This window comes from Serratia surfactantfaciens, assembly GCF_001642805.2.
GTDB classification, from domain to species: Bacteria; Pseudomonadota; Gammaproteobacteria; order Enterobacterales; family Enterobacteriaceae; genus Serratia; species Serratia surfactantfaciens.
Map to the genome: position 1 here is coordinate 3,260,465 of NZ_CP016948.1, position 20,747 is coordinate 3,281,211.

Sequence of the window (20,747 nt, forward strand, 5' to 3'; positions counted from 1 at the left end):
AATTATTTGCCGCTGCCGGCGACGCTTTCCCCACCTTTGGTCAGGTAGTAAGCGCCGAGGATCGGCAGCATGGTCAACAGCATCACCGACAGCGCCACCACGTTGGTGATCGGCACGTCGCGCGGGCGACCGAGCTGGTTCAACAGCCACAGCGGCAGCGTGCGCTCGTGGCCGGCGGTAAAGGTGGTCACGATGATTTCATCGAACGACAGCGCGAATGCCAGCATGCCGCCGGCCAGCAGCGCCGAGCCGAGGTTCGGCAGGATCACATAGCGGAAGGTTTGCCACCCGTCGGCGCCGAGGTCCATCGAAGCCTCGATCAGGCTGTATGAGGTGCGGCGGAACCGGGCGATGACGTTGTTGAACACGATCACCACGCAGAAAGTCGCATGGCCGACGACGATGGTCAGGATGCCCGGCTCGATGTTCAGCGCCTTGAACGCCGCCAGCAACGCCAGGCCGGTGACGATCCCCGGCAGCGCGATCGGCAGCAGCAGCAGCAGCGAAATGCTGTCCTTGCCGAAGAAATCGCGCCGATAGAGCGCCGCCGCCGCCAGGGTGCCGAGCACCAGCGCGATGGCGGTCGCCAGGCAGGCGATCTGCGCCGACAGCAGCACCGCATCGATGATGTCCTGCCGTCCGGCGGCGACGTTAAACCAATGCAGCGTGAAGCCCTTCGGCGGGAAGCTGAAGGCTGCGTCCTCGGTGTTGAAGGCGTAGATGGCGATGATCGCCAACGGGAAATGCAGGAAGACAAGTCCGCCCCAGGCGGCCAGCTTCAGCCCTAAGGGCGCGCGTTCAGAGTGCATCGAAGGCCCCCAGACGTTTGACGATGGAAAGGTAGATGGCGATCAGGACGATCGGCACCAGCGTAAAGGCCGCGGCCATCGGCATATTGCCGATCGCGCCCTGCTGGGCGTACACCATGCTGCCGATGAAATAGCCCGGCGGCCCCACCAGCTGCGGCACGATAAAGTCGCCCAGCGTCAGCGAGAAGGTGAAGATCGACCCGGCGGCGATGCCCGGTACCGCCAGCGGCAAAATGACGTGACGGAAGGTCTGTGCCGGCCGGGCGCCCAAATCCGCCGAGGCATGCAGCAGCGAGGGCGGCAGGCGCTCCAGCGCCGCCTGGATCGGCAGGATCATGAACGGCAGCCAGATATAGACGAACACCAGAAAACGCCCCAGGCCCGAGGTCGACAGCGTGTTGCCGCCGACGCCGGGCACCGTCAGCAGCGAAGCCAACAGCGGCTCCAGCCCCAGGTGCTGCAGGAACCACTGCGCCACGCCGTCTTTCGCCAACAGCAGAGTCCAGGCATAGGCTTTGACGATATAGCTGGCCCACATCGGCATCATCACCGCGATGTAAAAGAACGCTTTGACGCGGCCGCTGGTGTAGCGCGCCATGTAATAGGCGATCGGGAACGCCAGTGCCGCGCTGGCCAGCGACACCAGCACCGCCATGGTCAGCGTGCGCAGGATGATGTCGTAGTTGGCCGGGTTGAACAGCGCCGCCAGGTTGGCGAAAGTCAGATCCGGCGTCACCGCCATGGTGAAATCGTCGAAGGTGTAAAAACCCTGCCACAGCAGCGTCAGCAGCGAACCGAGGTACACCGCGCCAAACCACAGCAGCGGCGGCACCAGCAACAGCAGCAGGTACAACGTCGGCCGGCGATAAAGCCAGGTCGACAGCGCGCGCACGCTACCGCCGCGCGCCGAGGGGGAATCGATGCTCATGTCCATCTCACCTCTCCTCCAGCAGCGGCACCATCGCCGCGCGCGGCCAGCAGGCGACAATCGGCTGGCCGATCTGCCGCTGTTGCCCTGCGGCGATCCACTGCGGATTGGCCTGGCTGACCAGCAGCTTTTCGCCGCCGTTCAGCGCGATCTCATACCGCGTGGCCGCGCCCTGGTAATGGATTTCCTGCAGCGTGCCCTGCACCTGGATCTCGTCCTGCGCCGCGCCGCCTTGCTCCAGCAGGCGGATATGTTCCGGCCGGATCGAGAAGGTCCGGCTTTCGCCGAGCAGACGCTGCGCCAGCTCGCTGCGCACCACGTTGGAGGTGCCGACGAACTCGGCAACGAACGGCGTCTTCGGCCGCATGTAAAGCTCGCGCGGCGTATCCACCTGTTCGATGCGGCCGTTATTGAACACCGCCACCCGATCGGACATCGACAGCGCTTCGCTTTGATCGTGGGTGACGAAGATAAAGGTGATGCCCAGCTGGCGCTGCAGCTTCTTCAGCTCGCCCTGCATCTGCTCGCGCAGCTTGAGATCCAGCGCGCCGAGCGGTTCGTCCAGCAGCAGCACCCGCGGCCGATTGACCAGCGCGCGCGCCAACGCCACGCGCTGCCGCTGGCCGCCCGACAGGTGCGCCGGCTTGCGTTCGGCGACGAAACCGAGCGCCACGCTCTCCAGCGCCTCTTGCGCCCGCGCCAGCCGCTCGCGTTTGGCGACGCCCTTCACCATCAGGCCGTAGGCGACGTTTTCCAGCACCGACATGTGCGGGAACAGCGCATAATCCTGAAACACGGTGTTCACGTCGCGCTGGTACGGCGGCAGGTTGGCAGCTTCCTGGCCGTGGATACGAATCGAGCCGGAAGTGAGCTGTTCAAAGCCGGCGATCAGGCGCAGGCAGGTGGTTTTGCCCGAACCGGACGGCCCGAGCATGGAGAAGAATTCCCCGTCCTGAATGTCGATGGATACCCGATCCACGGCGCGAACATCGCCGAAAGTCCGCGAAACATCGATGAATTGCACGGCAATGGTCATTTTCTGTGCTCCATACTGATGTAAATCGGGCGCAGCGGGCTGCGCCCCGCGGCTTAGCGGCCGCCCATGATGGCGATGTAATCCTGGGTCCAGCGGCTGTACGGCACGAACTTGCCGCCCTGCGCCTGCGGCGTTTTCCAGAAGGCGATTTTGTCGAACTGGTTAAAGCCGTTGGTTTCGCAGCCCTTCTCACCCAGCAGCGCGCTGGCCTTGCAGCCCGCCGGCGAAGCCGGCACCGAACCGAACCAGGCCGCCACGTCGCCCTGCACCTTCGGCTCCAGAGACCAGTTCATCCACTGGTAGGCGCAACTCGGGTGTTTGGCGTCGGCATGCAGCATGGTGGTGTCCGCCCAGCCGGTCACGCCCTCTTTCGGGAACACGGTGGCGATCGGCTGCCCTTCGCCCTTCAGGGCGTTGGCCTGATACGGCCAGGCGCTGGAGGCCACCACGCCTTCGTTTTTAAAGTCGCTCATCTGCACCGAGGTATCGTGCCAGTAGCGGTGGATCAGCGCGTGCTGGCTACGCAGCAGTTTCAGCGCCGCCTGGTACTGCTCTTCGTTGAGCTGGTAAGGATCGCTGATGCCGAGCTGCGGCTGGGTGGCCTTCAGGAACAGCGCCGCGTCGGCGATGTAGATCGGGCCGTCGTAAGCCTGCACCCGCCCCTGGTTGCTCTTGCCGTCCGGCAGGTTCTGCTGCTGGAAGATCACCGCCCAGCTGTCCGGCGGCGTCGGGAAGGTTTTGGTGTTGTAAATCAGCAGGTTCGGCCCCCACTGGTACGGCGTGCCGTAGGTTTTGCCGTCCACGGTGTACCAGGCGCCGTTCAGCAAGCGCGGATCGATGTTCTTCCAGTTCGGGATCAGCGCGGTGTTGATCGGCTGCACCCGCTTGCCGAAGATCAGACGCAGCGAGGCGTCGCCGGAGGCGGTCACCAGATCGTAGCCGCCCTTGGCCATCAGGCTGACCATTTCATCGGAGGTGGCGGCGGTCTTCACGTTCACCGCGCAGCCGGTTTGCTTTTCAAACTGGGTGACCCAGTCGTAGTTTTTATCCGACTGGCCACGTTCGATGTAGCCGGGCCAGGCGATGATATCCAGCCGGCCTTCGCCTTTGCCCAGCGACTGCGGCAGATCGGCCGCCTGGGCCAGGCCGCACAGCACGGTGAGGCAGAGCGCGGAGACGGTGGTGGTGACTGCGGTAGTTTTTCCCATCGTAATTACCCCTGTGTTGCTTATCGGTGTGCGGCAGGGAACGGCTGCCGCCTGATTTTCTTGATATAACCGTTAGAAGCTGGCTTTGAACTTCGCCATAACGTGCCTGACAACGCTGTAATCCTGCAGCGAATCGCTGGACAGATCCTTGCCGTAGCCGGAGCGTTTCAGGCCGCCGTGCGGCATCTCGCTCGCCAAGGTGAAATGGGTATTGATCCAGGTGCTGCCGTACTGCAGATGGGCGGCGATGTGCAGCGCCCTGTCGATATTTTGCGTCCACACCGACGAAGCCAGCCCGTATTCCGAGTCGTTGGCCCACTCGACCGCCTGCTCCAGGTGCTCGAAGCGCGTGACGCTGACCACCGGGCCGAACACCTCGCGCTGCACGATTTCGTCGCTTTGCAGGCAGCCCGCCAGCAGGGTCGGCTGGTAATAGAACCCCGGCCCGGAGTGGGCCGCGGCACCGGTGATCAATTCGATATGCGGTTGGCTGAGCGCCCGCTCGACGAAGCTGGCGACGCGATCGCGCTGGCGGCTACTTATCAACGGGCCGATCTCGTTGTCCTGATCGCGCTTGCGGGCGAAGCGCAGGCTGGCGACCGCCTCGCCCAGCGCGTCCACCAGTTTGGGATAGATGCCGGCCTGCGCGTAGATGCGGCAGGCGGCGGTGCAGTCCTGGCCGGCGTTGTAATAGCCGTAGGTGCGAATGCCGTTGACCACTTCGTCGAGATCGGCGTCGTCGCAGACGATCACCGGCGCCTTGCCCCCCAGTTCCAGGTGGGTGCGCTTGACGCTTTTGGCCGCCGCCTGAAGAATTTTTTGCCCGGTGACGATATCGCCGGTGACCGACACCAGCCGCACCTGCGGGTGCCCTACCAGTTGGCTGCCGACCCCTTCACCGCCGCCGTAGACAATGTTCAGCACGCCCGGCGGCAGGATCTCCTGCAGCGCCGGCACCAGCGCCAGAATGGTCAGCGGCGTATGTTCGGAGGGTTTAAACACCACGGTATTGCCCGCCGCCAACGCCGGCGCGATCTTCCACGCCGCCATCATCAGCGGATAGTTCCAGGGGGCGATCGAGGCCACCACGCCGACCGGATCGCGGCGGATCATCGAGGTGTGTCCCGGCACATACTCGCCGGCCAGCTGCCCTTGCTGCGTGCGGACCGCGCCGGCGAAGAAGCGGAACACGTCGACCGCCGCCGGCAGATCGTCATTGAGCGCCTGATGCAGCGGCTTGCCGCAGTTGAGGGCTTCCAGCTGCGCCAGCTGCGGCGCCTGCCGCTCGATGGCGTCGGCGATGCGCAGCAATAAGGCGGCGCGCTGGCCTGGCGTGGTGCGCGACCAGTGGCCGAACGCCTGCTGCGCGGCTTTCACCGCGCTGCCGACCTGCGCCGCAGAGGCTTCGGTCAGGGCGATCAGCGTCTCGCCGTTGGCCGGATTGACAATGCACTCCTGCTGGCCTTCGCCGTCGACAAGCTGACCGTTAATGAACTGCTGACAGGACAAACCTGAGAGAACCTGCACATCTGCCATCGCCTGACGCCCCTAAGTGACAAAAACGTTAACCAAATGTGAATAAGTTAGTTTTAATCAGCCTAAGCGAGCCTCTGGCGGGCAACAAATTCTAAATACTGAACGCCGCGTTCGATTAAATCGAATGCTTAAGCCCAGCGGCGTGTTTGCTGCCGTTCTCGCGCGCAATGGTCAGGAACGGCGTCACCAGCTCCGGCCGCGCGCTGCCGCGCCGCCACGCCAGCCCGATATCCAGCGGCTCCAGCAGATCGTCCAGCTTGCGCGCCTCGATCATGTTGCCCTCGAGCGACCAGGCGCGGTACGCCATGTCCGGCAGGATAGACACCCCCATCCCCGCCGCCACCAGGCTACGCACCGCCTCGGTCGAGGCGGTTTTCATGGCGATCTCCGGCTTCAACCCGGCGCGCGACCAGATGCGCCGCGCGTGCACGTCCATTTCATCAGCGTTGAGCTGGATCAGCGGCTGTTTGGCCACGTCCGCCAGGCTGATGCTCTCGTGATCCAGCAGCGGGTGCAACGGCGGCAGCCACAGGCGATACGGCGAGTGCATCAGCACCTCGGTCTGCAGCGCATCGCGGTCTTCGATGTTCGACAGGATCAGCACGCCGATGTCGATCTCGCCGCTGACCAGCAGATGCTCGATATACGGGCGCTCGTCTTCAACCACCTGCACGGTGACGTTGGGATAGGCCGATTTAAAGCGCGTGAGCAGTTCCACCAGGAAGTAACCGGCCACCAGGCTGGTGACGCCGACGGTCAGCTTGCCGGTCAGGCTCTCGGTGCCGATCTGCAGGCTGCGCTTGGCGTTGTCCACCGTCGCCAGGATCAGATACGACTGGCGCAAGAACTGGTGCCCCTGATGGGTCAGCGTCATGCCCTTGGCGTGGCGATCGAACAGCCGCACGCCGATCTCGGTTTCCAGCTGCTGGATCGCCAGCGTCAGTGAAGACTGGGAGACAAACACCGCCTGGGCGCCGGCGGAGATCGACCCGGTTTCCGCCACGGCGATGAAGTGGCGGATTTGGCGTAACGTCATCATGGGGGTGATTCCTCAAGCAAAAACATTGCGTTGAGTGTAGACGCCGGCCATGAAGCGATCGGGAAAAGTATCAAAAACGCGATAGCGTTCGCTTTTTTAGAATGCCAACAGGCAAAAATGGGGGAAACAATGAGGCGAAGAAGTGCGATGTGCGGGGAACAGAAATGACAAGGGCGCAGCATGCTGCGCCCTGATGGCCGAGGACCCTTGCGAGGATCAGATCGCTTCTTCGTCCTGCTCGCCGGTACGGATGCGCACCACGCGCGCCACGTCGAAGACGAAGATTTTGCCGTCGCCGATCTTGCCGGTCTGCGCGGTTTGCATGATGGTTTCCACGCAGGTGTCGACGATGTCGTCGGCAACCACGATCTCGATCTTCACCTTAGGCAGAAAATCGACCATGTATTCGGCGCCGCGGTACAGCTCGGTGTGGCCCTTTTGGCGGCCGAAGCCTTTGACTTCAGTGACCGTCATGCCGGTGATGCCCACTTCGGCCAGCGCTTCGCGGACGTCATCCAGTTTGAACGGCTTGATAATCGCGTCGATCTTTTTCATCTTCTTTCCCTTTACCAATTTTTGCGGCCAAAACCGGATGTGATGGGGTAGCGGCGGTCTTTGCCGAAGTTACGGGCGGTGATGCGCGGCCCGACGGCGGCCTGACGCCGCTTGTATTCGTTGATGTCCACCAGGCGGATCACCTTGCGCACGATCGCTTCGTCGAACCCTTCGGCCACCAGATCGGCGACCGACTTGTCGCGCTCGACGTAACCTTCCAGGATCGCATCCAGGATATCGTACGGCGGCAGGCTGTCCTGATCGACCTGATCCGGCGCCAGCTCGGCGGACGGCGGACGATCGATCACCCGCTGCGGGATCACGTAGGAGACGGTGTTACGGTATTCAGACAGCTTGAACACCAGCGTTTTCGGCACGTCTTTCAGCACGTCGAAACCGCCGGCCATATCGCCGTACAGCGTGGCGTAACCCACCGCCATTTCGCTCTTGTTGCCGGTGGTCAGCACGATGCTGCGGCGTTTGTTGGACAGCGCCATCAGCACCACTCCACGGCAACGCGCCTGCAGGTTCTCTTCGGTGGTGTCGCGCTCGGTGCCGGCGAACATCGGCGACAGCTGGCCCATAAAGGCATCGAACATCGGCTCGATGGAGACGATATCGAACTCCACGCCAAGGATTTCCGCCTCTTCTTTGGCGTCGGCGATGCTGATATCCGCGGTATAGCGGAACGGCATCATCAGCGCCTGCACCTTGTCTTTGCCCAGCGCATCCACGGCGATCGCCAGCGTCAGCGCCGAGTCGATGCCGCCGGACAGGCCCAGCACAGCGCCTTTAAAGCCGTTTTTGGTCACGTAGTCGCGCACCGCCAGCACCAGCGCCTGGTACACCTGCGCCAGCTGCGGCAGCTCAGCGGCCGGATCGGCCATCGGCACCACGGCCAGATCGTTGAATTCCAGGCGGGTCACCTGCTCGTCGAAGGCCGCCAGACGGTGAGTCATGGTGCCGGCGGCGTCGAAGACCTTGGAGCAGCCGTCGAAGATCAGCTCATCCTGGCCGCCGACCTGGTTGAGGTACACCAGCGGCAGCTGAGTGCGCTGGCAGTGGCCGGCCATCAGCGTTTTGCGGATATACGGCTTTTCGCGGTTATACGGCGAGGCGTTGATCGACAGGATAATCTCCGCACCGGCCGCCTTGGCGGCGTCGATCGGCTCAGGGAACCACAGATCTTCGCAGATCAGCAGCCCCAGACGGTAGCCTTTCAGCTCCACCACGCAGGTGTCGTTGCCGGCGTGGAAATAGCGCTTCTCATCGAACACGCCGTAGTTCGGCAACTGCTGCTTGAAGTAGCGGGTCAGCAGGCGGCCCTCGGCGAACAGCGACAGCGCGTTGTACAGCTTGTCGCCTTCGCGCCACGGGTGGCCGACCAGGATCGCCGTCTCGGCGGAGGCCTGCTGCAGGCGCAGCAGCTGCGCATCGCAGCGCTGGTAGAAGTCATTGCGATACAGCAGATCTTCCGGCGGATAACCGGACAGCGCCAGTTCGGTGAACATGACCAGATCGGCTCCCGCCTTCTGCTGCTCCTGCACGATTTGCAACATGCGTTCGGTGTTGCCTTCAATGTCGCCGACCAGCAGGTTCAACTGGGCCAGGGCGATGGAAAGTGATCTGCTCATTTGTGTACGATCCCGCTTAATACGTTCCATGGTGCTCTACGCCGGGACATGCCGCGGCAAAGAGAACGGAGTGTAAATCATTCCGCCGGATTTGTTGAGAACCTGCATGGCAGGCACCGGCGGAACACTGTCATTCTTTAAAATCGTTGGCGTCCAGCTCGTGGCGCGACAGCAATTTGTAAAACTCGGTGCGGTTGCGGCCCGCCATGCGCGCGGCCTGTGTCACGTTGCCCTTGGTGATCTGCAGCAGCTTGCGCAGATAGTGCAACTCGAACTGATTGCGCGCTTCGGCAAAGGTCGGCAGCGCGGTGTTTTCCCCTTCCAGCGCCTGTTCCACCAGCGCTTCACTGATCACCGGCGCCGAGGTCAGCGCCACGCACTGTTCGATAACGTTGACCAGTTGACGCACATTGCCCGGCCAGCTGGCGGTCATCAGCCGTTTCATGGCGTCGGTCGAGAAACTGCGCACGAACGGCTTGTGCCGCTGAGCCGCTTCGCGCAACAGGTGGTTGGCCAGCAGCGGAATGTCTTCGGCCCGCTCGTTTAGCGCCGGGATCTTCAGGTTCACCACGTTGAGGCGGTAGTAAAGGTCTTCGCGGAACTCGTTCTTCGCCATCGCCTTTTGCAGATCGCGGTGGGTGGCGGAGATGATGCGCACGTCGATGTCCAGATCGCGGTTGCTGCCCAGCGGCCGCACCTTGCGCTCCTGCAGCACGCGCAGCAGCTTCACCTGCAGCGACAGCGGCATATCGCCGATCTCGTCGAGGAACAGCGTGCCGCCCGCCGCCGCCTGGAACAGCCCTTCACGGCTGCTGACCGCGCCGGTGAAGGCGCCCTTGGCGTGGCCAAACAGTTCGGATTCCAGCAGCTGCTCCGGCAACGCGCCGCAGTTGATGGCGATGAATGCCTTACCGGCGCGCGGGCTGGCGCGGTGGATCGCCTGCGCCAACACCTCTTTACCGGTGCCGCTCTGACCGTTGATCAGTACGCTGACGTCGGACTGCGCCACCATATTCACCTGCTCCAGCAGGCGCAGCATCAACGGGCTGCGGGTGACGATGTCTTCGCGCCAGGCGTCGTCACCGGCCGGTGCCGACAGCGACAGCGCTTCATCGATAGCCTTGTACAGCGCATCGCGATCCACCGGCTTGGTGAGGAAGCTGAACACCCCCTGCTGAGTCGCGGCCACCGCATCGGGAATCGAGCCGTGCGCGGTGAGAATGATCACCGGCATGCCCGGCTGATGTTTCTGGATCTCGGCGAACAGCGCCATGCCGTCCATCTCGTCCATGCGCAGATCGCTGATCACCAGATCGATCTGCTCGCGCGCCAACAGGCGCAGCGCTTCCTGGCCGCTTTCGGCGGTGGTGACGTGAAAACCTTCGCTGGTCAGGCGCATGCCCAACAGCTTCAGCAGGCTGGGATCGTCGTCAACCAATAACAGGTTGGCCGGTTTGCGTGCGGTCATTGCGCGTGGGACTCCTTATTGGCGGGGTGCGGCGTATAGGTGTCTTCCGGTTCAACCGGCAGCGCGGTGCCCTTTTCCGGTTCGTCCTGCGACTCGGCGCCTTTGGCGGCCGCGCCATTTTTACCGGCGGCCTCGCCCTTTTGCGAGCCTGCACCATTTTCCGGGATTTCGCCTTGCAGCTGCTTGCGTGACGAGAGCTGGCGCTCGATGTCGGTCAGGTTTTCCAGCTTACGCGAGGTGTCCTGCAGCTGCGCTTGCAAGCGCGCCTGGTTCTGACGCAGCGAATCGATCTGGCTGTCGCTGCTTTCCTGCAGATGCTGATAGCGCGCTTTTTCATCGAACAGCGTGATCTGCAGCATTTGCTGCTGGCGCCACAGCTGCGTCAGCGGACGCAGCGAACCGGGGAATTCCATGCGGTAGCTATTGATCCGATCGATTATCTGGCGGCGTTCGCCGGAGGTCGGCTGTGCGCTTCCCAGCAGGATGCTCTGCTTGAAAACGCCGGACCAGCTGTCGCCAGGCACCGTTTTCGCCAGCGCGCGCGCCTGAGTCGAGCCGATGCGATCGGCGCAGTCCATCGCGCGCAGCCAGTAGAGCGAGTTATCCAACGCGTCCTTATCGTCCAATTGCCACAGGGTATCGCAGGCCGCAGTACGGTAATCGATCACCTTGGTATCCGGGATCGCCTCTTGCTGCTGAGGATTCAGGCCGCCGCTGACGGCGCGATCGACACAGCCCGCCAGCAACAGCGGCATAAAGAAAACGGCGCCCAACCAGCTGATCGGGCGTTTGCCGAGCGGCGCTCTGTGCGTGGCACGCGGTGAACGTTCGGTCTGTGAAAGACGAAGGCGTTTAGACCATGTGTACATTATTTATTCATTCTCGGCGGTTAACGGCAGTTCAATGCGGAAGCAGACGTCTGCACCGGCGACCGTCGCCAGTTGCAGCTCACCGCGCATGCGACGGATACAGTCCTGAGCGATGCTCAACCCCAGTCCGCTTCCTTTTACCGCCCCTTTTCGCTGGTGACTACCCTGGAAAAAAGGCTCGAAAATCATGGCTCTTTCAGCCTCGGGGATCGGCGTGCCGGTATTGGCGACGTCGATTTGCACCCGTTGTCCAACCTGACGGCTGCGGATCCAAATGTTACCGGATTCCTTGCCGTAGTGCACCGCATTGGAGTAGAGATTATCCAGCACGCGCATTAATAGCGTAGGCTCTGCCCAGCAGATTTCCGCCTTCAGATCGATATCGGTGGCGATCATTTTCGCCCGTGCCGGCAAACTGTGCGCGGCGACCACCAGATCGACCATGTCGCGCAGCTCGACGTTCTCGTGTTCCGCCGGGCCGTCGGCCAGTTTGCGGTTGTAATCCAGCAGTTGTTCAATCAGCTGTTGCAGATGACGGCTGCTGTTGTCGAGGATCGCCACCACCTCTTTTTGATCGGAGGTCAGCGGCCCCGCCACTTCGTCGGCCAGCAGTTCGGTGCCTTCACGCATGCTGGCCAGCGGCGTTTTCAACTCGTGCGAGATATGGCGCAAGAACTCGTGGCGCTGCGACTCCAGCCACGCCAACCGTTCGCTCAGCCAGATGATGCGCTGCGCCAGCGAACGCAGCTCGCGCGGCCCTTTGAACGACGCAGTGCTGCCCAGCGCGCGCCCTTCCCCCAGACGGTTGATCATCCGCTCCACGGCCTTGACCGGCCCGATGATCATGCGGGTGAACAGCACCACCAGCAGCACGCTGACCAGGAACAGCAGCAGCGCCTGCCAGCCGAAGAACTGACCGCGCTCGGCGATGGCCTGCTGCAGCTGCTGGCCGCGTGAAAACACCACCGCGCGCGTGGCCTGCACCATTTCGGCATTGGAGCGCGAGAACGACTCGAGCAGGGCCGAGGCCTCTTGGTCCGGCCCGCTGTTATGGCATTTGATCGCCGCCAGCTGGGTCAGCAACTGACGCAGCGTTTGGTAATAACGTTCGTCCGGCAGGATCGGCGCGTGGGCGTCCAGCATCTGCGAATACTGTTTGCGCTGGTTCTGATACAGCTTCTGCAGCGTAGGATCGACCAGCACGCAGTACTGACGATAGCTGCGCTCCATCTCCAGCGCCACGCTGGTCATCGCCTCGCTGCGCCGCGCGTCCACCAGCGTGGTGCGGTTGATGTCCGCCGCCTGTGCGCTGAGGTGATCCAGGCTTTGATAAGCCTGATAAGCCAACACCAACAGCGGTAGCAGCACCAACAGGAACGCCAGCAACACCAGCTGCCGCAGCGAACGGGGGAATAAACGCCATTTTTTCAACGAAATCATCTCATTCTCTCAGCTCTGTCACGATGCTAACTGACTCGCCGGAAAGAGAAAAGCCCGGCAAGGGAGAATCCTGAACGCGCAAGGAAAAAGCCGCGGGATCGGTGAAGCGTGCGCAGAAGCGCAGCGCACCGACGACACGCGGCAGCAATACGATAAACGGGAATAAAAGCGATACTGTTTGGACAACGTCTGTGTTCGCGGGCATAGGCGACGAAACAGGGATAAACGCAGCGTTGAGAATTGACGCCGGGGCAAGAAGTTTGCCCCGCCGCAAGGAAAGTGTGGATGCCCTTGAGTCTCGTCCCCAGGGTGATGTAGCGCAGCGGCTGGCATCGAACAGGACGAATAGCATCCGTAAGTATCCAGGATTGATGAACCCTTCATCACAGTTGGATACAGGCGGTGCCTCACTCCACGTGTCGCCCGATGCTTGATAAAGCCGCTTGCACGGTCTGTTATCGGTTTGGTTGGACGATAGGCACCATTTCTTTGGCATCATTCGGAGGCTTATGAGGTGATTTGCCGTCTAATTACGGCGCCGTCATAAAAAGTTGAATGAGCAACCGCTGAGAATAATGCACGTTGCATGCCAACTTTGCAATAAAAATCATAACATACTGATTTTAATTTAAAATAAATTAACAACGACAAATATTCTCACTCATCAGGCACCGATGGGCGATGAAAAAAACGCCGCGCTGTCGCCAAACGCAGACAACTAAAGCCAAACCCAATTAGCATTAATAAAATCAACCAGTTAAATGTCTCCATTTAGCGACAGGAAAAATAGCCCTTGTCGCAAAATGCAGACACTGCCGCCCGGCGGTGAACAGCGGCCATAAAAAAGGGCGCAATTGCTTGCGCCCTCTGTACGGTGGTGGTCGTTTTTAGCCCAACTGCTTACGGGCATTGCGGAACATGCGCATCCACGGGCTGTCCTCGCCCCACTCTTCCGGGTGCCAGGAGTTGCTGACCGTGCGGAACACGCGTTCCGGGTGCGGCATCATCACCGTAGCGCGCCCGCTGGCGCTGGTCACGGCGGTAATGCCGTTCGGCGAACCGTTCGGGTTGGCCGGGTAAGCCTCCGTTACCTGACCGGCGTTGTTGACGAACCGCAGCGCCACCAGGCCGTGGCTTTCCAGCGCCGCCAGATGCGCCGTATCGCGCACTTCGACATGCCCTTCACCGTGGGAAACGGCGATCGGCATACGAGAACCGGTCATGCCCTGCAGGAACAGCGACGGGCTGGCCGCCACCTCCACCAGGCTGAAGCGCGCCTCGAAGCGATCCGACAGGTTGCGCACAAAGCGCGGCCAGTGTTCGGCGCCCGGGATCAGCTCGCGCAGGTTAGACATCATCTGGCAGCCGTTGCATACGCCCAGCGCCAGCGTCTGCGGACGGTGGAAGAACGCTTCGAACTCGTCGCGCACCCGCTCGTTGAACAGGATAGACTTCGCCCAGCCTTCGCCGGCGCCCAGTACGTCGCCGTAAGAGAAGCCGCCGCAGGCCACCAGCGTGTGGAAGTCCTGCAGATCGCGGCGCCCCGCCAGCAGATCGCTCATGTGCACGTCCACCGCGTCAAAGCCGGCACGGTGGAACGCCGCCGCCATCTCAACGTGGGAGTTCACCCCCTGCTCGCGCAGCACCGCCACTTTCGGGCGAGCGCCCTTGGCGATATACGGCGCCGCGATGTCTTCCTCTGGTGCGAAGGTCAGTTTCACGCTCAGGCCGGGATCTTGTTCATCCTGCTTGGCCTGATGTTCCTGATCGGCGCACGCCGGGTTGTCGCGCAGGCGCTGCATCTGCCAGGTGGTTTCCGCCCACCAGGTGCGCAGGGTATTGCGGCTTTCGCTGTACAGCGCCTTGCCGTGTTGCTGAATGACGAAACGATCGCCGGCCTGCGCGCTGCCGATGTGATGCACGTTGTCGGTCAAACCGTGTTGAGCGAACGCCTGCTTCACGTCGTCAAGACGTTCGGCGCTCACCTGAATCACCGCGCCCAGTTCTTCGTTGAACAGCACCGCCAACGCATCGTCGCCGAGGCCGTCCAGGTTAACTTCCACGCCGCAGTGGCCGGCGAAGGCCATCTCCGCCAGCGTCACCAGCAGGCCGCCGTCGGCGCGGTCGTGATAAGCCAGCAGCGCGCGATCGGCCACCAACTGCTGCATGGCGTTGAAGAAGCCCGCCAGCTGCGCGACGTCGCGCACGTCGGCCGGTTTGTCGCCCAGTTGGCGATAAACCTGCGCCAGCGCGGTGGCGCCCAGCGCGTTATGGCCGTTGCCCAAGTCAATCAGCAGCAGCGCGTTGTCGCCCTTATCGGTGCGCAGCTGTGGCGTCACGGTGCCGCGCACGTCTTCCACGCGGGCGAAAGCGGTGATGACCAGCGACAGCGGCGAGGTCATTTCACGCTGTTCGTTGCCTTCCTGCCAACGGGTTTTCATCGACATGGAGTCTTTGCCCACCGGAATGGTGATGCCCAGCGCCGGGCACAGCTCTTCGCCCACCGCTTTCACCGCTTCGTACAGACCGGCGTCTTCGCCCGGGTGGCCGGCGGCGGCCATCCAGTTGGCGGACAGCTTCACGCGCTTCAGGCTACCGATCTCGGTGGCAGCCAGGTTGGTCAGCGCTTCCCCGACCGCCAGGCGACCGGAGGCGGCGAAGTCCAGCAGCGCCACCGGCGCGCGTTCGCCGATCGACATCGCTTCGCCGTAGTAGCTGTCCAGGCTGGCGGTGGTGACCGCGCAGTCGGCCACCGGGATCTGCCACGGGCCGACCATCTGATCACGCGCCACCATGCCGGTGACGGTGCGGTCGCCGATGGTGATCAGGAAGGTCTTCTCCGCAACGGCCGGCAGATGCAGCACGCGTTTCACCGCATCGGCCAGGGTGATGTTTTCGCGCTGTACCGCCTGGCCACGCGCCTGCAGGCGGGTGACGTCGCGGGTCATCTTCGGCGTCTTGCCGAGCAGCACGTCCAGCGGCATGTCGATCGGTTGATTGTCGAAGTGGCTATCGTTCAGCGTCAGGTGCTGCTCTTCGGTCGCTTCGCCGATCACCGCGTAAGGCGCGCGTTCGCGGCGGCAGATCTCGTCGAACTGCGCCATCTGCGCCGGGGCGATCGCCATCACGTAACGCTCCTGCGATTCGTTGCACCACACTTCCAGCGGACTCATGCCCGGCTCGTCGTTGAGAATATCGCGCAGTTCGAAACGGCCGCCGCGGCCGCCGTCGCTCACCAGCTCCGGCATGGCGTTGGACAGGCCGCCGGCGCCGACGTCATGAATGAACAGGATCGGGTTCTGGTCGCCCAGCTGCCAGCAGCGGTCGATCACTTCCTGACAGCGGCGTTCCATTTCCGGGTTGTCGCGCTGCACCGAAGCGAAATCCAGATCGGCGTCGGACTGGCCGGACGCCATCGAGGACGCCGCGCCGCCGCCCAGGCCGATATTCATCGCCGGGCCGCCCAGCACCACCAGCTTGGCGCCGACGGTGATTTCCCCTTTCTGCACGTGATCGGCGCGGATGTTGCCGATGCCGCCCGCCAGCATGATCGGTTTGTGGTAGCCGCGCAGCTCAACGCCGTTGTGGCTGTTGACGCGCTCTTCATAGGTACGGAAGTAGCCCAGCAGCGCCGGCCGGCCGAATTCGTTGTTGAACGCCGCGCCGCCCAGCGGGCCTTCGGTCATGATATCCAGCGCGGTGACGATGCGTTCCGGCTTGCCGAAATCTTGCTCCCACGGCTGTTCAAAGCCGGGAATGCGCAGGTTGGACACCGAGAAGCCCACCAGACCGGCCTTCGGCTTGGCGCCCCGGCCGGTAGCGCCCTCGTCGCGGATCTCGCCGCCGGATCCGGTCGCGGCGCCCGGCCACGGCGAGATCGCCGTCGGGTGGTTGTGGGTTTCCACTTTCATCAGGATGTGCGCTTCTTCCTGATGATAATCGTACGTGCCGTTCTCCGGCGCGGCGAAGAAGCGGCCGACCTGCGAGCCTTCCATCACGGCGGCGTTGTCTTTATACGCCGACAGCACGTAGTCCGGCGTCTGCTCGTAGGTATTCTTGATCATTTTGAACAGCGACTTGGGCTGCTGTTCGCCGTCGATGATCCAGTCGGCGTTGAAAATCTTGTGGCGGCAGTGCTCGGAGTTGGCCTGCGCGAACATATAAAGTTCGATATCCGTCGGGTTGCGCCCCAAACCGGTAAAGGCATTCAGCAGGTAGTCGATCTCATCCTGCGCCAGCGCCAGGCCGAGCCGGACGTTGGCCTGCTCCAGCGCGGCGCGCCCTGCGCCCAGCACGTCGACCGACTGATACGGCGCCGGCTGATGGTGCGCGAACAGCTGTTCGGCCTGTTGCAGCTCGCTGAAGACGGTTTCCATCATGCGATCGTGCAGCAACGCAGCGAGCTGCCGCCACTGGGCTTCCGTCAGTTCAGGCGCCTTGACGTAGAACGCCAGACCGCGCTCCAGCCGCAGCACCTGTTGCAGACCGCAGTTGTGGGCGATGTCGGTGGCTTTGGAAGACCAGGGTGAAATGGTGCCCGGACGCGGCGTAACCAGCAGCAGCCGGCCTTCAGGGGCGTGTTCGGCGAGAGAAGGACCGTACTTGAGCAGACGCTGAAGTTTGGCGTGTTCTTCGGCACTTAACGGTGCGCTGACATCGGCAAAGTGGACGTACTCGGCGTAGATATCACTGACGGGCAGGCGGGCGTCCTGACAGCGGGACAGCAGTTTGGTAATGCGAAAAGCCGATAAAGCGGGCGAACCACGCAGAATTTCCATAATCAAAGTTCTCTCGTCTTCGAAGCGACGGATAAGACGCTTCATTGGGCGCAACAGGGGAAAACGCGCGTCATTATAGAGAATCCTCCGCGCCGACGAAACCGTTTGCGTAGGGATTATTGATAAAAGCGTGCCGCACCGTCGAATTGTCATAACGTGTCAATAAAGTTGCACACTGGCGTTTTGTTGCGCAAAATGCCCCCGCACTGGTGATTTAACCATGAGAAAAGTCGTGGTTGCCGTCGCCGGTGTACCTGTGCCACCACTGGATAACTATTTGAAACGTCTTAAAATAAACTACATCCTCATCGGCGTTGTCACCCTGCTTCTGGCTCTCGCGCTGTGGCCCAACATCACCTGGCGCAGCGGCCAGGGCGGGCAACTCCAGGAGATCATTTCCCGCGGCGAGTTGCGTATCAGCACGCTGAATTCACCGCTGACCTATTTCAACACCAAGCAAGGGCCGGGTGGGCTCGACTACGAACTGGCCAAGCGCTTCGCCAACTACCTCGGGGTGAAGCTGGTGGTGATCCCCCATCAGAACATCAATGACCTGTTCGACGATCTGGACGACGATGACGCCGACCTGCTGGCGGCGGGCCTGATCTACAACCAGGAGCGCCTCAGCCGCGCGCGCACCGGCCCGGCCTACTATTCCGTTTCCCAACAGCTGGTGTACCGGCTGGGCACCGCGCGGCCGAAAAGCTTCGCCGACATTAAAGGCAAGCTGGCGGTCGCCTCCGGTTCCGCGCACGTCAGCACGTTAAAGCAGCTCAAGCAGGATAAATACCCGGACCTCGCCTGGGAGTCCTCCAGCGATCTCACCTCCAAAGAGCTGCTGGAACGGGTTGCCGACGGCAAGCTGGATTACACCCTCGGCGATTCGGTGACCATCGCGCTGCTGCAGCGCATCCATCCGCAGCTGGCGGTGGCATTCGACGTCACCGACGAAGAACCGGTCACCTGGTACCTCAAACGTGACGGCGACGACAGCCTGTACGCGGCGATGCTGGATTTCTACAGTCAGATGGTGGACGACGGCACCCTGGCGCGGCTGGAAGAGAAATACCTCGGCCACGTCGGCAGCTTCGACTATGTGGACACCAAAACCTTCCTGTCGGCCATCGACTCGGTGCTGCCCAACTTCCGCCCGCTGTTCGAGAAGCACGCCAACGAGATCGACTGGAAGCTGCTGGCGGCCATCGCCTATCAGGAATCGCACTGGAATCCGCAGGCCACCTCTCCCACCGGCGTGCGCGGCCTGATGATGCTGACCCGCGCCACCGCCGACGGCCTGGGGGTCAATGACCGCCTCGATCCGGAAGAGAGCATTCAGGGCGGCGCCCTTTACCTGCAGCGGCTGATGGCCAAGGTGCCGGACAGCGTGCCGGAAGACGAACGCATCTGGTTCTCGCTGGCGGCCTACAACATGGGTTGGGGCCATATGCTGGACGCGCGCAAGCTGACCAAGACGCAAAAAGGCAACCCGGACAGCTGGGTCGACGTCAAGCAGCGCCTGCCGATGCTCAGCCAAAAGCGCTACTATCCGCAGCTGACCTATGGCTATGCGCGCGGGCGTGAAGCCTACAACTATGTAGAAAACATCCGCCGCTACCAGGTCAGCCTGGTGGGCTATCTGCAGGAAAAAGAGAGAAAGGCGGCGCAGGCGGCCGCCGAGCAGGAGGCGTTGGGGAAAGGCTATCCGACGGTGATGCCGGAACTGGCGCTCAACTACTGATTATTCCGGTTTATCCGCCGCCCGTTGCGCCAGCCTGAGCGCTTTTTTCTGTTCGCGGCGCAGGCGGAAGAAATTGCTCAGGGTGGCGGCGCATTCGTCCGCCAGCACGCCCGAGACGATCTCCACCTGATGGTTCATGCCCGGATGGCGCAGAATGTCCACCAGCGAACCAGCAGCGCCGGTTTTCTCGTCGGCGGCGCCATACACCAGCCGACGGATGCGGCTGTGCACCATCGCGCCGGCGCACATCACACAGGGCTCCAGCGTGACGTACAGCGTGGCGTTCAGCAGGCGATAATTTTGCAGCACCGCGCCGCCCTGGCGCAGCGCCATGATCTCGGCGTGTGCGGTAGGATCGTGGCGGCCTATCGGCCGGTTCCAGCCCTCGCCGATGACCTGATTGTCCAGCACCAGCAGCGCACCCACCGGCACCTCGCCCTCTTCCTGCGCGCGCAGGGCCAACCGCAATGCCTGACGCATCCAGTATTCATCGTTATATTCAGTCATCGCATAATTCCTCGTGCGCTTTTGCGGCGGGCATTATACACACTAGCCCCACTTTGTCGTAACCGCGCGACAATGGCTATACTGGCCGAATCAGCAGGTGATTCAGGGACAAGAAACATGAAACTCAGTAAAAAGAACGCCGTCGTGGTGCGCAAGGCGCTGGACGGCTGGGTCGGCGAAGGCGCCTTAACGCCCGAGCAACAACAGCAACTGCTGCAGCATATGGATGTGCAACCTTTCGACTGGCGCCGGCTGGCGCGCTATGCGTTTCTGGCCGCGCTGGCCTCGCTGCTGATCGCCGTCACCAGCCTGTTCGCCGACAGCGAACTGCTGGCATGGCTCAGCGAGCTGTTCCGCTTCGACGCGCCGGTACGCATGGCGATCGCCGGCGTACTGGCGGCGCTGGCCTACGTCTGGGCGCTGCGTCGCCGCCGGCGGCATCCGGAGAAACGCTACGGCAACGAGGCGGCGCTGTTTGTCGCGGTGTTGCTCACCGCCTGCGCCTTATGGCAACTGGGGGTCTGGCTGGATAACGGCAGCGGGCGGGTTTCCGTGCTACTGCTGTTCGCCGCGCTGCTGTACGGCGCGATCGGCTGGTTCAGCCGCTCCGGACTGGTGTGGTGGTTCGCCCTGCTGTCGCTCGGCAACGCCTTCGGCGCCGAGACCGGCTACCTGTCCGGCTGGGGCGCCTACTGGCTCGGCATGAGCTACCCGATTCGCTTTATCGCCTTTGGCGCGGTGCTGATCGCCACCGCGCTGCTGCTGCGGCCGCTGTTGGCGCAGCGCGGTCTGCAGCGAGTGTCGCTGGCGATGGGGCTGCTGTACCTGTTCATCGCCCTGTGGCTGCTGTCTATCTTCGGCAACTACGGCGATCTCGACAGCTGGTACAGCGCACGCCAGATCGAGCTGTTCCACTGGAGCCTGCTGTTCGGGCTGGCCTCCCTCGCCGCCATCTGGCTGGGGTTGAAACATGACGACGCCATGCTGCGCGGTTTCGGGCTGACCTTCCTCGGCATTAACCTGTATACCCGCCTGTTCGAATTTTTCTGGGACAGCATGCCGAAGACGATTTTCTTCGCGCTGCTCGGGCTGAGCCTGTGGGCGTTGGGATATTATGCGGAGAAGATTTGGCAGCTGGGGCGCAAGCCACACGACGTGAGCGATGACTGATCGCAGTACCGATAACAACAACAAAGGGCGGA

15 protein-coding genes are annotated in these 20,747 nt (G+C 62.4%); 2 read left to right on the forward strand and 13 right to left on the reverse strand.

Annotated elements, in window-relative coordinates:
* Positions 1 to 2: 2 nt before the first annotated feature.
* The 12 genes from ATE40_RS15350 to purL form a co-directional block, all read right to left on the reverse strand.
* A complete protein-coding gene (locus tag ATE40_RS15350) occupies positions 3 to 809 on the reverse strand; it encodes an ABC transporter permease (RefSeq protein WP_016929774.1) in 807 nt (268 codons plus the stop codon).
* Positions 799 to 1,743 carry an ABC transporter permease gene (locus ATE40_RS15355; protein WP_019452337.1) on the reverse strand — a complete coding sequence of 315 codons (945 nt, stop codon included), beginning with the start codon at positions 1,741 to 1,743 and terminating at the stop codon, positions 799 to 801. The genes ATE40_RS15350 and ATE40_RS15355 overlap by 11 nt, the downstream gene beginning before the upstream one ends.
* Position 1,744: 1 nt before the next feature.
* Entirely contained in the window at positions 1,745 to 2,773 is a 1,029-nt protein-coding gene (locus ATE40_RS15360) for an ABC transporter ATP-binding protein (protein WP_019452336.1), read from the reverse strand.
* 53 nt (positions 2,774 to 2,826) lie between these two features.
* Positions 2,827 to 3,981: a putative ABC transporter substrate-binding protein YdcS gene (gene ydcS, locus ATE40_RS15365; RefSeq protein WP_063919900.1), complete on the reverse strand. Its 1,155-nt coding sequence runs from the start codon at positions 3,979 to 3,981 to the stop codon at positions 2,827 to 2,829.
* A gap of 72 nt (positions 3,982 to 4,053) precedes the next feature.
* The gene (locus ATE40_RS15370) at positions 4,054 to 5,517 is read right to left on the reverse strand and encodes a gamma-aminobutyraldehyde dehydrogenase (RefSeq protein WP_025159549.1); all 1,464 of its coding nucleotides are present in this window, start codon (positions 5,515 to 5,517) and stop codon (positions 4,054 to 4,056) included.
* 115 nt (positions 5,518 to 5,632) lie between these two features.
* Positions 5,633 to 6,556 carry a LysR substrate-binding domain-containing protein gene (locus ATE40_RS15375; protein WP_019452333.1) on the reverse strand — a complete coding sequence of 308 codons (924 nt, stop codon included), beginning with the start codon at positions 6,554 to 6,556 and terminating at the stop codon, positions 5,633 to 5,635.
* Between the two features lie 216 nt (positions 6,557 to 6,772).
* Complete coding sequence (gene glnB / locus ATE40_RS15380) at positions 6,773 to 7,111, reverse strand: nitrogen regulatory protein P-II (protein ID WP_004847623.1); 339 nt, start codon at positions 7,109 to 7,111, stop codon at positions 6,773 to 6,775.
* Positions 7,112 to 7,122: 11 nt separating this feature from the next.
* Complete coding sequence (locus ATE40_RS15385; RefSeq protein WP_019452332.1) at positions 7,123 to 8,745, reverse strand: NAD+ synthase; 1,623 nt, start codon at positions 8,743 to 8,745, stop codon at positions 7,123 to 7,125.
* 130 nt (positions 8,746 to 8,875) lie between these two features.
* A complete protein-coding gene (gene glrR / locus ATE40_RS15390) occupies positions 8,876 to 10,213 on the reverse strand; it encodes a two-component system response regulator GlrR (protein WP_019452331.1) in 1,338 nt (445 codons plus the stop codon).
* On the reverse strand, positions 10,210 to 11,082 hold the full coding sequence (gene qseG / locus ATE40_RS15395) for a two-component system QseEF-associated lipoprotein QseG (RefSeq protein ID WP_063919901.1): 873 nt from the start codon (positions 11,080 to 11,082) through the stop codon (positions 10,210 to 10,212). Before qseG ends, glrR begins: the two co-directional genes overlap by 4 nt.
* Before the next feature lie 3 nt (positions 11,083 to 11,085).
* Positions 11,086 to 12,522 (reverse strand): sensor histidine kinase, encoded by a 1,437-nt coding sequence (locus ATE40_RS15400; protein WP_019452329.1) that lies wholly within the window; start codon positions 12,520 to 12,522, stop codon positions 11,086 to 11,088.
* 887 nt (positions 12,523 to 13,409) lie between these two features.
* Complete coding sequence (purL, locus tag ATE40_RS15405) at positions 13,410 to 17,300, reverse strand: phosphoribosylformylglycinamidine synthase (protein ID WP_063919975.1); 3,891 nt, start codon at positions 17,298 to 17,300, stop codon at positions 13,410 to 13,412.
* A gap of 277 nt (positions 17,301 to 17,577) precedes the next feature.
* Here purL and mltF point away from each other — a divergent pair, with 277 nt between their 5' ends.
* On the forward strand, positions 17,578 to 19,038 hold the full coding sequence (gene mltF / locus ATE40_RS15410; RefSeq protein WP_019452327.1) for a membrane-bound lytic murein transglycosylase MltF: 1,461 nt from the start codon (positions 17,578 to 17,580) through the stop codon (positions 19,036 to 19,038).
* On the opposite strand, the gene tadA is transcribed toward mltF, so the two are convergent.
* A complete protein-coding gene (gene tadA / locus ATE40_RS15415) occupies positions 19,039 to 19,545 on the reverse strand; it encodes a tRNA adenosine(34) deaminase TadA (RefSeq protein WP_019452326.1) in 507 nt (168 codons plus the stop codon).
* A gap of 117 nt (positions 19,546 to 19,662) precedes the next feature.
* Here tadA and ATE40_RS15420 point away from each other — a divergent pair, with 117 nt between their 5' ends.
* Positions 19,663 to 20,715 carry a DUF2157 domain-containing protein gene (locus ATE40_RS15420; RefSeq protein ID WP_063919902.1) on the forward strand — a complete coding sequence of 351 codons (1,053 nt, stop codon included), beginning with the start codon at positions 19,663 to 19,665 and terminating at the stop codon, positions 20,713 to 20,715.
* The last annotated feature ends 32 nt before the right edge of the window (positions 20,716 to 20,747 follow it).